At 45.1% G+C, this 14,779-nt stretch carries 19 protein-coding genes and 1 tRNA gene; 9 read left to right on the top strand and 11 right to left on the bottom strand.

Going from position 1 to position 14,779, the window contains the following annotated elements:
- The 4 genes from QT984_RS11045 to QT984_RS11030 form a co-directional block, all read right to left on the bottom strand.
- A partial coding sequence (locus QT984_RS11045; protein WP_333373997.1) for a DnaJ domain-containing protein occupies positions 1-324 on the bottom strand: 324 nt, incomplete at its 3' end.
- A 108-nt stretch (positions 325-432) separates the two neighbouring features.
- Entirely contained in the window at positions 433-1,281 is an 849-nt protein-coding gene (locus QT984_RS11040) for an alpha/beta hydrolase (protein WP_333055042.1), read from the bottom strand.
- 195 nt (positions 1,282-1,476) lie between these two features.
- Positions 1,477-2,202 carry a DUF3120 domain-containing protein gene (locus tag QT984_RS11035; RefSeq protein ID WP_333055043.1) on the bottom strand — a complete coding sequence of 242 codons (726 nt, stop codon included), beginning with the start codon at positions 2,200-2,202 and terminating at the stop codon, positions 1,477-1,479.
- Positions 2,195-2,779: a hypothetical protein gene (locus QT984_RS11030; RefSeq protein ID WP_333231875.1), complete on the bottom strand. Its 585-nt coding sequence runs from the start codon at positions 2,777-2,779 to the stop codon at positions 2,195-2,197. Before QT984_RS11030 ends, QT984_RS11035 begins: the two co-directional genes overlap by 8 nt.
- Before the next feature lie 302 nt (positions 2,780-3,081).
- Here QT984_RS11030 and QT984_RS11025 point away from each other — a divergent pair, with 302 nt between their 5' ends.
- The 5 genes from QT984_RS11025 (at position 3,082) to QT984_RS11005 (ending at position 5,760) form a co-directional block, all read left to right on the top strand.
- Entirely contained in the window at positions 3,082-3,237 is a 156-nt protein-coding gene (locus QT984_RS11025) for a hypothetical protein (RefSeq protein ID WP_333231873.1), read from the top strand.
- A gap of 20 nt (positions 3,238-3,257) precedes the next feature.
- Positions 3,258-4,496, top strand: coding sequence for a ferrochelatase (locus QT984_RS11020; RefSeq protein ID WP_333055046.1), 1,239 nt, complete (start codon positions 3,258-3,260; stop codon positions 4,494-4,496).
- A 292-nt stretch (positions 4,497-4,788) separates the two neighbouring features.
- The gene (locus tag QT984_RS11015) at positions 4,789-5,031 is read left to right on the top strand and encodes an AbrB/MazE/SpoVT family DNA-binding domain-containing protein (protein ID WP_333055047.1); all 243 of its coding nucleotides are present in this window, start codon (positions 4,789-4,791) and stop codon (positions 5,029-5,031) included.
- Positions 5,028-5,372 carry an endoribonuclease MazF gene (mazF, locus tag QT984_RS11010; RefSeq protein WP_333055049.1) on the top strand — a complete coding sequence of 115 codons (345 nt, stop codon included), beginning with the start codon at positions 5,028-5,030 and terminating at the stop codon, positions 5,370-5,372. The genes QT984_RS11015 and mazF overlap by 4 nt, the downstream gene beginning before the upstream one ends.
- A gap of 4 nt (positions 5,373-5,376) precedes the next feature.
- Positions 5,377-5,760, top strand: a complete 384-nt coding sequence (locus QT984_RS11005) for a DUF433 domain-containing protein (RefSeq protein WP_333312478.1) — start codon at positions 5,377-5,379, stop codon at positions 5,758-5,760.
- A gap of 120 nt (positions 5,761-5,880) precedes the next feature.
- On the opposite strand, the gene QT984_RS11000 is transcribed toward QT984_RS11005, so the two are convergent.
- From QT984_RS11000 to QT984_RS10990, 3 genes are all read right to left on the bottom strand, one after another.
- Positions 5,881-6,285, bottom strand: a complete 405-nt coding sequence (locus tag QT984_RS11000) for a type II toxin-antitoxin system VapC family toxin (protein ID WP_333312476.1) — start codon at positions 6,283-6,285, stop codon at positions 5,881-5,883.
- Entirely contained in the window at positions 6,285-6,509 is a 225-nt protein-coding gene (locus QT984_RS10995) for a DUF2281 domain-containing protein (RefSeq protein ID WP_172189408.1), read from the bottom strand. The genes QT984_RS11000 and QT984_RS10995 overlap by 1 nt, the downstream gene beginning before the upstream one ends.
- A gap of 237 nt (positions 6,510-6,746) precedes the next feature.
- The gene (locus QT984_RS10990; protein WP_333373995.1) at positions 6,747-7,898 is read right to left on the bottom strand and encodes an aminotransferase class V-fold PLP-dependent enzyme; all 1,152 of its coding nucleotides are present in this window, start codon (positions 7,896-7,898) and stop codon (positions 6,747-6,749) included.
- 160 nt (positions 7,899-8,058) lie between these two features.
- Here QT984_RS10990 and QT984_RS10985 point away from each other — a divergent pair, with 160 nt between their 5' ends.
- From QT984_RS10985 to QT984_RS10975, 3 genes are all read left to right on the top strand, one after another.
- Positions 8,059-9,909 (top strand): TM0106 family RecB-like putative nuclease, encoded by a 1,851-nt coding sequence (locus tag QT984_RS10985; protein ID WP_333373993.1) that lies wholly within the window; start codon positions 8,059-8,061, stop codon positions 9,907-9,909.
- A 258-nt stretch (positions 9,910-10,167) separates the two neighbouring features.
- Positions 10,168-11,250: an esterase-like activity of phytase family protein gene (locus QT984_RS10980; RefSeq protein ID WP_333240509.1), complete on the top strand. Its 1,083-nt coding sequence runs from the start codon at positions 10,168-10,170 to the stop codon at positions 11,248-11,250.
- A 56-nt stretch (positions 11,251-11,306) separates the two neighbouring features.
- A tRNA-Asp gene (locus QT984_RS10975) sits at positions 11,307-11,380 on the top strand.
- Between the two features lie 720 nt (positions 11,381-12,100).
- On the opposite strand, the gene QT984_RS10970 is transcribed toward QT984_RS10975, so the two are convergent.
- The 4 genes from QT984_RS10970 to QT984_RS10955 all read right to left on the bottom strand — a co-directional run bounded on the left by QT984_RS10970 (position 12,101) and on the right by QT984_RS10955 (position 14,460).
- Positions 12,101-12,913, bottom strand: a complete 813-nt coding sequence (locus tag QT984_RS10970) for an HNH endonuclease (RefSeq protein ID WP_333373991.1) — start codon at positions 12,911-12,913, stop codon at positions 12,101-12,103.
- Positions 12,914-13,170: 257 nt separating this feature from the next.
- On the bottom strand, positions 13,171-13,548 hold the full coding sequence (locus QT984_RS10965; RefSeq protein WP_333373989.1) for a DNA cytosine methyltransferase: 378 nt from the start codon (positions 13,546-13,548) through the stop codon (positions 13,171-13,173).
- 108 nt (positions 13,549-13,656) lie between these two features.
- On the bottom strand, positions 13,657-13,866 hold the full coding sequence (locus QT984_RS10960; RefSeq protein ID WP_333373987.1) for a hypothetical protein: 210 nt from the start codon (positions 13,864-13,866) through the stop codon (positions 13,657-13,659).
- 96 nt (positions 13,867-13,962) lie between these two features.
- Entirely contained in the window at positions 13,963-14,460 is a 498-nt protein-coding gene (locus QT984_RS10955) for a DUF393 domain-containing protein (RefSeq protein WP_333373985.1), read from the bottom strand.
- Between the two features lie 71 nt (positions 14,461-14,531).
- Between QT984_RS10955 and QT984_RS10950 the strand changes: the two genes are divergently transcribed.
- Positions 14,532-14,747 (top strand): hypothetical protein, encoded by a 216-nt coding sequence (locus tag QT984_RS10950; protein WP_333373983.1) that lies wholly within the window; start codon positions 14,532-14,534, stop codon positions 14,745-14,747.
- The last annotated feature ends 32 nt before the right edge of the window (positions 14,748-14,779 follow it).

Here is a 14,779-nt window from a genome sequence, read left to right as displayed (position 1 = left end):
TCTGTACTGAGCGTTTTGTTGCTGGGTAGTTTGTTGCTGGGTATGTTTGTGCTGGGTGTTTTGTTGCTGGGTGTGTTTGTGCTGAGTATGTTTGTGCTGAACGTTTTGATTCTGACCTCTTGGTTGAATCGATCGCAATTGTTCGCGAGCTTGATTAATTTCCTTAATCTTCTCTTCAGCTTTCTGTAGTAGTCTGGGATTGTCTTTGGGGATGCGATCGGGGTGCCAAATGAACGCTAAATCCTTGTAGGCTTGGCTAATTTCTTCTCTGGAAGCTCCCGGCAACAGTCCCAGCACTTTATAGTATTGGTCGAGGTCGTTCATTGTACCACCTTTCGCTTTAAGAAATTAGAAATTAAAAATTAAGATCGGAGCAAAAGCCGTTCTCAAAGCTTGCGTGTCCGATCGTACATTAGATGAACAATAACTCAGCTAAGCCGCTGCTGGCAAAAAGTCTCGAATTCGCTGCAAGTATGTTGCGGCATCCTCCAGCATCGGAAAGTGAGCCGTATTCGGAATTATAACAAATTCTACTTTTTTGCTGAGGGAGGCTGCTTGCTCTCCCATGGCGGCGGGAATAATTTGGTCAAATTCTCCTGCCACAAGCAGTGTGGGAACACTCAGCCGCGCAAATTCTTGGGGCATTTCCTCGGCTGCTCTTTTACTGACTGCCGTCACCATTGTACCAATAGCAGCTTGCTCGTCTGCCATTAAAAAATCCTTGAGAAACGCCAGACTGACCTCTGTGGGCAGGGAACGGCGCAAAAACCGGGCCATAAATAGCCGATCGGCAAAAGGGATCGATGCCAGCCAAGATGGTCTAAATTTTACCACATAGCCACCGAATTTGTGAAAAGTTGTAAAGGCTTTTTCGTCGTATTCAAAAATCCCGCTGCAAGTGAGAATTGCTTTTTCTACTTTTTCAGGGTAAAGGTTGAGAAATAAAGTAGCAATTGATGCACCTGTGGAGTGAGCATTGAGAAAGACGCGGCTTAAATTCAGAGATTCTAATAATTCCGCTAAGTCGTGGGCATAGGTTTCGAGTTCGTAGCTGGACTCAGGAGGCTCTTTCGGCAAGGGCGATCGACCAAAACCTCTCATATCGTAGAGCAAACAATCAAAATCATCAGCAATAGCCCGTGCCGTGCTTTCCCAGTAGCGCGCTGAACCCGCCCAGCCGTGCAGAAATACCATCACTGGTTTCCCGCTGGGTTGGGCCGTGTTATCTGCCGTTATCCACTCGTAATAATGTTCTACACCGCGAATTGAAATGAAAGACATGATATTGATTTTGGATTCTGAGATTTTAGATTTTAGATTTTAACTCATAATTGTTCCGTAAATACCAAAATTCCCGACTTCTTTAAAAAGTCAGGAATCTCAAGACTACATCCCTCAAAAAATTCTGCGTTAATCTGCGTCAATTTGCCCACATCTGCAGTCAAAAAATACCAACATAAAAACTAATCATAAATCTTAAGCAGCAGAAGCAGCCAACCAAAATAAACCATCTACCAAAAGCGTGCTTAACACCGCGCCGCTGAAAGCGCGCCAGTGCAGTTCTCGATCGCGCAAACTCAGCAAACCGACTGTTAGCAACACAGCGATTAGAACTAAAGCACAGCCTATGCCCCAAGGAGTTTCAATTTGACCGATCGCACTTTGAAAAATCGGCATAGCTAATTCCGGTTCCGCGTGCATCACTTGGCGCCAGTAGGGCATCAACCCAGTTAAATAAAAATATAAATCGGTAATAGCAGTGCCAAATAGGGAACCCAAGTAAAAATAGCTGCCAACTTTTCCCCAAGATTTGCCCAAGCACCAAATAGCAAAAGGCAAGCCAATTGCTTCTATAGGTAGATGTAAAATTGGTTCCCATCTAAACCAGCCCCAATAGATAGAACCTGCGAGCCAACAGCCGGCAAATCCTAATAATAAATCTCCCCAAAGTTGGGTTTTGGGGCGGAAAATTAGAATTAAACTCAGAACGAACCAGGGGATAGTTGACAGCAAACTGATGGTTGGATATAAACGCACTAACGGTGCTTGCACGAAGACGGGAATTGAGACTAAAAATGCTGAGGCGCTAAATATCAACCACTGTTTGATGGTGTTTGTTGTGGCTGAAGAGACAGAATTGTCGAGGCGGGCGATGGTGGCAATAGGTGCGATCGCTGAGGATACTAAATTTAGATTAAACAACTGATTGGACTCCGTATTGTTTCAATAGGTGGACTAAAAATTTTGCTGCGGTTGTGGGTGCGAGAGTCTCAATGCCGGCGGCGGTTTGGCTGAGGTGCCAGCCTTTTGCCGTTTGGGGAGCTCGCCATAAATCCAAATGTTCGATCGCGGGATCTGCATAAAAGCTTTCTCCACCGCCACCGAGAATTGCCGAACTCCAGTGCGTAAAGCGATCGTGGCTGATGCGGTGGATGGGAAAATTTCCCACCAGAGGTACTCCCCAACCGTCTAAGGCAAAAAAAGCCCCGACTTTGCCACCGAGTTGCTGCCACAGAAGAGCCGCCCCGATCGCCCCGGCTACTCCTGCCGAAAAGCTGACAAATACTAGACTTTCTCCTGCTAACTTTTCGCTGCACAAAAATTGCAATATGTCAAGAGCTGAGAAAGGCGGATATTTATGAGCGGGAAAAATCTTGACACGATCGACTATTTGCTGGTTTGGGCGATCGGCTGCCAGTCCCCAAAGCCCCGAAAGTCCCGTCAGGAAACAGTCGGTTAGCTTTGGTTCGTGAACTCCGGGGCAAATTACCAGTCTCATAGTTCGTCAAGAAAGTTAATATAGTTCGCAACATAACTTTATCATATACCTACTATATCATATACTACCCCAGGGGATAGGGTGTTAAACTTATAATAGAGTCAAGTTTGAAGAGTATCCCCCCAAGTTAAAAGCTGGGAACGCTCCAAACCCCATTAATCTGAGGCAAGGTCAGGGAGTCTTAAGAAAACATGAAACTTATCCCCCCCCGCCCCATCTCCTGTCAAGCTTAGCAAAGGCTGATTCTAGTTCTAGCCACCCTACGAATTTCGGGTCAGGGTCAAAAAACCGACTTAGGACTGATGCCCATCAATCCGGTTTCTAGGATAAATAAGAGGTTTGACCGGGAAGTAGGGGCGCAGAAACCGGGAATCAGCCCAGCACGCAACCGTCGTGCGATCGCACACAATGAAAAATCTCCGATTCACCCTTCATCCTGTTTGGATCTCTTAGAATAAATAAAATTGAGGAATACAAAGTGGTTGCTTCTCCAGAAAAAATCGAGTACAAAACATCTGCAGCACCCGCAAGTAACGATCGCGTTGCTGTATTGCTGATGGGTTATGGCGAAGTCGAAAGCTACGACGATTTTGCCAACTACAACGAACAAGCTTTAAATTTGCTTACGGCAAAGTTTGCGCCAGTACCGCTGTGGATTTATCCGCCGCTGGCGAAGATTTTAGCAATCTTTGACTTGCACGAGTGGAGTCACCAACACGGTAAATTCGTTTCGCCGCACAATGCAATTTTTGAACAGCAGCGCGCCGGGATTGAAAAGAATTTACAGGAGAAATGGGGCGATAAAGTAAAAGTGTTCAAAGCTTTTAACTTTTGCGCGCCGTTTTTGCCGGAACAAGTAATCCCTCAAATTCAAGCAGAAGGATTTGACAAAATTCTGATTTATCCGCTGTTGGTAGTTGATTCTGTTTTCACCAGCGGCATTGCTGTCGAACAGGTGAATAAAGCTTTAGCACAAACCTTTGATGGTAAGGAACATTGGGTAAAAGGACAGCGCTACATTCCTTCTTTTTACGATGAACCTGCTTACATCCAGCTAATGGCGGATTTGGTAGAAGAGGAAATTAAGAACGATTTAGCTGTAGCGCATTTGCCTTCTCAGATTGGGATTGTGCTGATGAATCACGGTTGTCCGCACAAGGCGAAGGGCTTTACTTCGGGAATTGTGGAAAGTCAAGCTTTGTACGATCGCGTGCGGGAACGTTTGATGTATCGCTATCCTTTGATTTCGGTGGGTTGGCTGAATCACGACACGCCGCTGATTGAGTGGACGCAGCCGGATGCGACGTTGGCTGCGAAGAATTTGATCGATTTGGGTGCAACTGCGATCGTCTTTATGCCGATCGGATTTGCGACAGAAAATCACGAAACATTGTTAGATGTAGACCACATTATTGAGTCTTTGCAGAAACAGCGTCAAGGAGTTACTTACCGCAAATTGCCTTGCGTTAACGACCATCCAGAGTTTCTGAAAATGGCGGCCGAGTGGGCAAATCCGCAGATTGAAGCGTTGTTGAGTGAAACTGCGGTTGCTGTTAATCCGAGTTTGGCTTCCGCGCACCGCGAGCACAGCCATTCTCACGGGGAACACGGGCATTCTCATGGCGATCGCGGACACAATCACGGTGGACATTCTCACGGTGGGCATTCTCATGGTGATCGCGGGCATTCTCATGGCGGGCACGGGCACAGTCATTAATAGGACTTAGGCCTGAGAGCTCAGAAACCGGGTTTTTTGCGAAGATACTGCATGGAAATGGCAGATTTAGTGAAAAACCCGGTTTCTTTTGTTGGGGTGCGTAGGTCGAAATTTGGGCGAAAAGGGCGATCGTCCTTTGTTGTTTTTAGGGAAAGGGCGATCGGCTTTTTTGTCAAATTTTCTGTGCTTGTCAAACATCCGCTTAGTCGCTACACTGTAGATACTCTGTATATACTTTCTCTGAGAAAGGGTAAATTCCTCAGAGTGATATCACTAACTAGAGGTTCAGGCTATGGTTGCGACGATCGCAAAATGGGGAAACAGTCTTGCTATTCGGATTCCACAGAATTTAGCTAAAGAGATTAACTTGACTGAGGGTTCCGAAGTGAAGCTTGTCTTGATAGATGGCAAGCTGACAATCGAGCCTATCGTTCGTCGGCGGTATTCGCTTGAGGAGTTGATCGAGGCAATGACGCCAGAGAATGTTCATACTGAGATTGATACTGGAATTGCTGTGGGGAACGAAGTTTGGTGACACAATCAAATCCCTACATTCCGAGTCGAGGCGATATCGTTTATTTAGACTTTGACCCAACTAAGGGACACGAGCAAAAAGGACTTAGACCTGCTTTTGTGCTGTCGCCTCGCTCCTACAACGAGAAAAGCTCCTTAGCTCTATTTATGCCGATTACAAAACAACAAAAAGGGTATCCTTTTGAAGTTATCCTACCCACTGGATTAAAAGTTCAGGGAGTAATTCTTGCCGATCAAATTAAGTGTTTAGACTGGAAAGCTCGCGGTATTCGATTGGTTGAGTCGGTATCTCAAGATGTAATTGAAGAGGTACAAGCTAAAATAGAGCCGTTGTTATTGTAAAAGCATGAAGTTCACGGGGCTGGATAAATCAGACGATCGCGCTTTTCCTGAAATTACCTATGTGCGGGGCGCTAGCGGCGAACTCGTCCCCGTTTTGCGCGGCACTCGCTTGCGGTTGCAAACAGTAGTAGTTGCATCTCAGAAATGGGGTTTTTCGCCAAACCAAATTGCCACTGAGTATGATTTAAGTGAAGCTCAAGTGAACCATGTTCTCGCTTTTTATGCAGCCCACTCTCAGGAAATAGATGCCTCTATTGACGCTGAGAAAATTATCGAACCGGTAACTCGTTGGCGGTATTCCATTGAGGAGTTGGTTGAGACGATCGCGCCTGAGAATCTTCATAATGAGATTGACAGTGGAGTTGCTGTGGGGAACGAAGTGTGGTGACACAATATTGCTATTTGTATGGTGCGTCGCTGTGAGATTTTCCTGCTAGTTGAAATAGCTACGGGAAGCGACGCACCCGAAGGTATTACTGTAGGGAACGAAGAGAGTTTCCTGTCATACTCACCAAATTGTTTGAATAGTAGTTAACCCTTGAATTTTTGCGTCGCGAGTAACTAACGGAAGACTCAAAGATAAAGCAGTAGCCGCAATAATCCTGTCTGGCATATCAGGAACTGTTGCCCTGTCAATTTGTTGAATAGTTGCCGAGATATTGCGATCCAAAGGTGCTAGCAAAATCCCCACATTTGGATCGTCCGCAGCATTTAAAACTCGTGTCAGCACTTCGCCTGCCAAACGCCCTCGCTCAATCAAGTAAGCAATTTCTACAATTGAAATTGCGGAAAAGTAGATAAAATTTCCCTCGTTAACCGCTTGTTCTAATGCTATTAATGCTGCTGGCGACAATCTTGGTAGTTCAAAAATGTACCAAATTAGGGTATGGGTATCTGCTACGACTGAGGGCATCAAACAATCTCCCTGGGAAAATTTCCCCACATTTCTTGTCGGGCTTGGGCGATGTCTTCTTCCGTAATATCTACTTTTAAGTCAGCACACAACCCTTTGGCACTCTTTAGGGGTCGTTTAGCCATAGTTTTTTGTTGAAGAAACTCAGCAAAATCTAAAACTTCTTGCTGTCGTTCAGGGGGCAATGCCCGCAACTTATCTAAAACTGCTTGCTCTAAATTCATCGTTTATTGCCCTCCGTAATTACTCTAAAATTATCTTCACGCTTTTACTTACCAAATTCAAAAAATGTGCTGGCAACCTACTTACCATATTATAAGGTAAATCCCACAAAAAACTAACGCCTCTTGCATCCTATTTTGAAATAATATTTTTCGGAGTGGAGTGCGATCGCCCCTAATTTTGTAGGTGCGTCGCTATGAGATTTTCCAGCTATTTGAAATAGCTCAAGGCGACGCACCCTACGTTATGGCGATCGCCCCAACCAACTTATCAATCTCCGCCTCAGTTGTAAAATAGTGAACACAAGCCCGCACACAATCAGGATTAAGAATAGTCCTTACCATAATTCCCTGTTTCTCCAACAAATCGACCAGCTTTTTGTGCGGCATCCCATTAGTTAATCGAAGCGAAACCAAACCAGCTTCCGGCGCAGATGTCCGCAAACATTCCACATTGGGAAGTTCCGACAAACGCTGCCAGAGATACTTACTCAAACGGCAAATTTCTGCATACCTTTCCTCGATCGTACCCCATTCATGTTGCAGGGCGATCGCACTCCGCAAACCCGCATACAAAGGATAAGCCGAAGTCGCAATTTCATAGCGCTGCGATCCAGGCTTCCACCCAAGGACCTTAGCATTAGCATCCGTCACAATTCCCCGCCAACCTATAAACACCGGATGCAAATCTGCCAAAGCTTCAGCACTCACATAAAGCCCCCCCAAACCTTCCGGGCCACACCACCATTTGTGACCAGTAAAAGCATAAAAGTCAACCCCCGATTCAATCAAATTTAAAGGCAAAACCCCCACAGATTGAGCAGCATCAACTAATACTTTGACTTTTGTTTGATGACATACTTTCACAATCTCAGCCAGAGGCAAAACTTGGCCAGTATTCCACAAAATGTGACTGATAACCAACAAGCGAGTATTTGGCCGCAAACTATCAGCAATCACCGCCACCGCATCGCCCTCATTCAAAGTAGCCGCCAACGGACAAATCGAAACCTCAATGTTGAAACGGCGCTGAAGTTCCATTACACTAGCTACAATGCCGGGGTGTTCGCAATCAGAAAGCAGCAAATGGTCGCCCGCTTTCCAGTCAATGCCCCACAGCGCAATATTGCAGCCGACGGTGACATCTTCAGTTAGGGCGATCGTTTCAGGAGGTACGGTCAACTCAGATGCGATCGCACGTCGCGTCAGCATCGCCTCCTGAACCACCCAAGCCCCCACCTCCCCCGAAAACGGCCCCCCAAGCTGCACCCGTTTGTAAGCCTCATAAATCGCGTCTAAAGCAGGCTCAGGCAGCGGCCCTTGTCCGCCGTAGTTAAAATAAGCTTTATTGGCCAAAGCTGGGAATTGTTGCCGGTGATTGTCCTTTGTCATTTTTTCTGGCGAATTATTGATAGCGTTAATATTGAATAACTGATGGTGTGAACTTTCTATCCTTTGACTTTTGCCTCAAGCTAAATAATCAATCCGTGTATCCGTCTCAAAATCCGTGTCGTGCTTTCCTTCTAATTATTCTATGCCTTGCGAATACTAAATGTTAATAACTGACAAACTGCTACTTTCCTATCAGCGATGCCATCTCCGAGCATTTTTAGACACCTGCGGAGACTGGAAACAACTAGATCCCCCCAGCGACTTTCTGCTGAAACTGATGCGCGACAGCGCCGCATACCAGCAGCAAGCTTTGGAACAGGAGACTTACCAACAACCATATTATCCGAGAGGGGATTGGGAAGCCGGCGCGGCCGCTACATTGAGTTTAATGCAGCAAGGGGTCGATCGCATTTACCGAGGAGTTCTGATCCAGGGCGAATTCGGCCAAACCAACGCCGCAACAACTTCTCTAGTAGGAATTGACAGTCAATATTTCCCCGAATTTGGCGAAATCCCCGAAACTCCCGTTGATATTTCATCCTCCAACCTTCACTCTTCAAACATTACCCTGATCAGCCGCCCCCATTTATTAATCAAACAGCCGGGACAATCAAAATTTGGCGATTGGAGTTATATTACTGCGGATATTTGGCTTAGCAAGCGACCAAAACAAGAGTATCAAATTATCGCAGCTTTTCACGCCCAAGTTTTAGCTTCCGTACAGGAAACAATGCCAGAGACTGCGTGGCTGATGCTGCGAAAAAAAGGGCTATACTCCGTGAATCTCGACCAGCGAACTCCTCAGATGTTCGAGATTTTAGATGATTGCATTCGGATGATAGAAAATCGGGATAAACCAGAGGTGTTCATTTCCCGGCAAAAGTGCAATCTTTGCGGTTGGTATACTATCTGTCACGCCGAAGCCGAATCTATTAAACATCTTTCGTTATTGCCGGGAGTTACTGCCAGCCGCTATGCTAGACTAAAAACTCTCGGAATTACTGATGTACAAGCTCTCGCTAATGCTAGTTCCAAACTGCTGGCTGAGTATCCCGAATTCCCGGACAGAGTGGCTTTTGATGTCGTGCAGCAAGCTCGATCGCACTTGCTAAATCAACCGCTGTTGCGAGAAGAAGGAAGTTCGGCAACGGATTCTGTAACGGATGTAACGGATGTCAGTCCGATGGAAGTCGGAAGAGGGAAGAAGGAAGAAGGAAGGCACGACACGGATTTTGACACGGATACACGGATTAATGATCGAGAAGAAGGTAGAAGTGAGAATTCAGAAGAACTTAACTCATCTGAAATAGTACCAGATATTGTAGACAATATCTTGAATTACACCGCAGTTGAGGAATTAAAAATTAGAGAAAATAAACCTGCGACATCTTCTATACCTGCGCCAATTCTCCGCAAAAAACCAATTCCGTATTCCCAATCTGTGTTTTTGCCGATCGCCCCAATCGAACTCTACTTTGATATTGAAGCCGAACCAGAGTTAAACTTGGATTACCTCCACGGAGTCTTAGTTGTTGACAGGTACAACAATACGGAAAAATTCCACGGTTTTTTAGCTGAATCAGCAGCAGAGGAAGGTGCAATCTGGGAGCAATTTTTAGAATTAATGTGGGCTTATCCTATTGCTCCGATTTTCCATTTTTGCGACTACGAAGTCAAGACTTTTAAGCGACTGGCTAAACTTTACAATACTCCAGCTTATTTGTGGAAACCCGTGCTGAAACGGTTTGTAGATATTCACAAACAAGTGACGCAAAAAGCGATTATGCCGGTGGAAAGTTACGCACTCAAACCAATTGCCCGTTGGCTGGGTTTTGACTGGCGAGATGCTAAGGCGAATGGTGCTCAGTGCGTCTGCTGGTATGACGATTGGCTCAAAACCGGCGATCGATCGCTCTTGGAGGCGATCGTCCGCTACAATGAGGACGACTGTCGTGCTACTTATGTCGTTAAAGATTGGTTGACCAATTTTTTGCTGAATCAGAAACAGTGAATTTATGATTTAACGAACCGCGAAGGCGCAAAGGGCGCGAAGGAAGAAAGAGAAGAAGAAGGTAGTTAAGCTAAAAAATATTTGCTTGGTCTTTTGAAAAATATTACACTTCTTGTATTCGGCCTCCTGTGAAATTATTGTGGGGTGGGCATCTTGCCCGCCCCAATATGCAGGCTCAAAGTGAAATAGTTTAATAGCCTACTTATTCATCAAATGCGAAATCTAATAAAAGCAACTATATTTATTGTCTGTTTTTTGATGGCAGCAAGTGTTGCTATTTGGGTAAATCAATCAGCTCAATCTTTCGCTGTTACGAAAATAAATTTTATCGGCAGAGCAATATTTCCTACAGGTTCTCAGTTTCAGGGGACGGAAATTGGCGGACTTTCGGGCATTACTTATGATGGCGATAAACAAGTTTATTATGCCATTTCTGATGACCGCAGCAGCAAGGCTCCGGCGCGCTTCTATACTCTCAAAATTAACTTGCAATCTGGTAAACTGGAAAAAGAGCAAATAACTTTTACTGGTGTCACTACTTTATTAGATGAAAACGGCAAAGGTTTTCCTGAATTAAGTTTAGATCCCGAAGGGATAGCTTTTACTGGCAATAGCGTGTTTGTTTCTTCTGAGGGAGATGTCGATCGCCAAATAAATCCTTTTATCAAAGAGTTCTCTCTAGATGGTAAACTCCTGAAAACGCTGGCAATTCCAGAACTATTTTTGCCCGACGACAAAGGCAGTAAAGGCATCCGCAACAATCTATCATTTGAAAGTTTAACTTTAACGCCCGATCGCAAACACCTATTCACCGCTACCGAAAACGCCTTGGTACAAGATGGCGCCGCAGCTTCCCTGGAAACCGGGACTCCGTGCCGGATTTTGCGCTACGATGCGGTGAGCGGCAATCCAGAAGCATCGTTTCTCTACATCACCGAACCGCTACCCGCTGGCGCGAATCCTGTGGGAAAATTAACTACTAACGGTTTAGTAGATTTGTTGGCGATCGACGATAACCGCTTGCTGAGTTTAGAGCGTGCTTTCTCCCTGGAAACCGGCACAACTATCAGAATTTTTGAGATTTCTCTGGAAAAGGGCGATCGTATTGAAGCACTCGAAAGCCTCAAAAGCCGTCTGGGCGAGGTTTCTCCCGCTCAAAAACGCCTGCTGCTGGATTTGGAAACCCTAAAAATTCCCCTAGACAACATTGAGGGGTTGACATTTGGCCCCGCCCTGGCGGATGCTAGCAGAGGTCTGATTTTGCTGAGCGACAACAACTTCAGTCCGCTGCAAGAGACTCAGATTTTGGGCTTCCAAATAAAAGTTCAAAAAACCTCTTGACAAAAGGTGAAGTTATAGGCATAATAGAAATTGTGCCTGAAAAAACGGCAAAACGAGGGACAGTAGTTCAATTGGTTAGAGCACCGCCCTGTCACGGCGGAAGTTGCGGGTTCGAGCCCCGTCTGTCCCGTTCAAAATAGAAAATGTTCAGATTGCTGAAAAAGGCGATATCCTGAAAAATAACCGCTGCTACTGAGTTTTCACAGTACCAGCGTTTGTTTCACAAAGCCTAGATCAACATCAGAAGGTAAACAGCAGGCTGTCTGCTACGTTGCTTTTACTGTTCTAATCCACATTGCCGATATCTAGAAAACCGTATAAAAGGTCAGTGTTGATGAACTAATCGAAGAAATTCAGAAATACAGGTCTTACATGAATTATTCGGGAGGTGGAGTTACCATTAGTGGAGGTGAGGCATTGTTTCAAGCTCACTTCGTCACCTAAATTTTTAAGCGTTGTCTAACATTAGGAATTCACACGGGATTAGATAGCTCTGGATACTGGGACTTGCAGGCAGCTAAACCCGTTTTAGAATTTACCGAGCTCGTTCTACTCGATATTAAATCTTTCGCTCCTGCAACGTATCGGAATGTCACCAGCCTCGATATCGAACCAACACTAATTCTCGCAAGATATTTGAGTAAAATTAATAAACCGACTTGGATTCGGTTTGTTCTGGTGCCTGGGCTGACAGGCGATCACAAATTCAACTGCCAACCTGCAGTCCCCCAGAAGACCAAGTTGAGAGCGAGGTACAAGGCGGATTCGAGCGCGGGCAAGCAGTCGCAGAAAAAGATAATAATCTTGTTTGTCAAGGGTATGCAAAAAATGTGCAAGTCTACCTGTTAATTTAATTGTCAAGGAAAATTTCTTCTCGATGACGGCGGAGAAAGTTAGGATTAGGTTGAAATTTTTCAGGTAAACGCATTTGCTTCCCGTGATAGGCAACAAAGTTATGCTCTAATACATCTTCCGGCAAGAAACTTTCAAGATATGAACTAAGGACCAGTCGATAATCTTCATCAAATGTAATCATTCCCCCATCAAAAGCTGCATCCTGAGTACGAGCAAGGCACAAACCATTATGAGGATCGAGTCGATGTTCTGGGTAATCGCCCCAAGGTAGTATATGGCTCGCGATCAAAAGTTGTGGAATTGGATTACCAGTAATACAGCAACGGCTGTTGTAGTTAGCTAGAATAGTTTGGCGAAAAAAACTTTGTCCGATTCGGGCTTTTACACTAGCTTCTACTTCTGTCTCGCCAGTTGGCTGACTTTTAGGTATTTTGATTTCCCTGACATTTTGAGATTTTGGTTGTCGGGGTAGCTGATACTCTTCAGGTATTACATTATCAAATAGTTCTTGTAATAGTTCTTCGCTTTTAACTCCTAGTTCTTCCCAATTTGTATAAAACTCTTGCCAAATGCCGCGATCCGCTTTACTTGCACCGCGAAGACCTTGAATGCCACGGGCTTGCAGTACAGGATCGAATGAAGCTAAATTACAAAGCTTCATTGATAGGCTGCTTGGTGTTCTTCCCAGCTTTTGAGCTACTTCAATAATAATTGGCGTGCGACTATCTAGCTGTCCAAATGGTAGCTTGCAGTATAAATTCATTGCGATAATGAGTTCATCTCGTGTCCAACCCTTTCTTAATGCCATTTATTACTACTTCAGCTACTTAACGGCGATCGCCTGTGCTAAAAGAGGCGGCACAGAATTCCCAACTAACCCCAACATCCTAGTTATAAGTGCGTCAAATACAAAGCGCTATGGGAAAGTTTGCTAATATTATAGCCTGGATAATTGCAATTTGTTGTTTTATGCAATCCTTTTTCCAAATCTCCTATCAAAGTAGGGAATATCCAGTGGTTGCGGAGATAATTAACATTTTCCATTGCAAAAAAATACGGTTTATATTATTCAATAAATCCAATAAATTGCTCGTATAAAAAAAAAATCATATCGATTTCAATATCCTTGCCTAAAGACCTCATTTTGCCTTTGCCAACTACTGAAAATACTTGACAAGGCTGCCCACCAATTAAAATATCAACTTCTCCCGGCTGAATATCTAGTTGACTCAAGTTAATCAGAGATTCTATCGGTTGGGCATCAAGCTTAAGCTTGCAGTTAGGGAAGTTTCTATGATGGGTTCTGATGGCATGGGGATTTTTATCAATACCTCCTAGAATCTCACAGCCGGCATTTTGAAAACCTAAACTCATCCCACCTGCACCGCAGAAGAGATCGAGTACAGTCGGAGCTTTGGTTGTCGGCTTACTTGGCTTAGGCATTCGATGGAGAAAGTGTTTTAGGTAAACTAACTACTACGCGGTACAGTTTACCCGAAAAGGCTGGCAAAAAAACTCCTGCTTGTAGTTACGATCGACTCCCCGCAGCGCTCAAAGGTGCGAGGAAAGAAAGGGTCGGGCGATCTGATATGTCAAAACCAGGACTATCGGCACGAGGATCGGAATCGCCACTAGCAGTCCCCATTTGCCAAACCTAAGTTTTTGACCGTCCGATTTTAACAGGAAAATCACAGCGGCAATTCCCATAAGTATCCAGAGACCACCGAAACCCATGAAGACTGTATAGCCTGCATCTTGCATTTTTTTGACCTTTAATAGTAGTCCATGTTTAATGTTAGTTGCAGTCTGTTTCTGCTGACATCTTCTGATAGGCCGATCGAACTTACTAAATATGACTCATTTCGAGTTTGGTTGGCAGCGACCCTGACTTTCGCACTCGATCCGCTGAGTTCGATCGCTCATAATAGTTGCTAAATCCGGCCTTCCCGTCAGCTTCAGCCGCCAGTCGGCCCAAATTCCGTACAGCCAATTGGCGATCGCCCCGATCGCTGGTAACTTAGTAACTGCATAAATCCATCCCATACCTAAAATCTCGTAGGTGCGGCGAAAAACCTCCACATTTTTAATTGCCGTACCGTCGGGTAATATCGCGTGAATCCGGCCCATCGCCGTTTCGTAGTCGATTCCGCCGTGCGCCTCCGGGTTGTAGCCATCATCCGCGATATCCACAAACGACACTAAATCTCGCCCCGCGTCGCGTTTTTTCAAGAAATTAACCTCCCGCACGCACAGAGGACATTCACCGTCGTACAGTAACTCAATCTGCCAAGCAGGCGCAACAGACTCTGGTGAGGGCGCAACAGATTCGGAAAACTCGGTTTTAGCAGCAGACATAGGGAAATATATTGTAATGTCGTCGATCGCACACAAACATTTTACAAGCATCAATAGTTATCAGGAGCACCTTGGGTACTCCTAAAGCAGTTATTTGTGCTGTGAAAAATAGTCCCAAAGGTGAATCCAGTCTTGGCCACCCGCAAGCTATTATCATCAAGATGCCCTCTCTTGCCTTGCCGGAGACTTTACGCCCGATCGCCCGATCGTCGAATATCCAACAATTCGAGGCAAAGCACCTGCCAAACACAACTGTTAATTCGGCAACAAAATATAATAAAATTTAAAGTCTTAAACATCAGCTATTCCCCCAACCAGC

Source organism: Microcoleus sp. Z1_B2 (assembly GCF_036700325.1).
Taxonomy (GTDB): domain Bacteria; phylum Cyanobacteriota; class Cyanobacteriia; order Cyanobacteriales; family Microcoleaceae; genus Microcoleus.
This window is presented reverse-complemented; position numbering and strand designations above follow the sequence as displayed.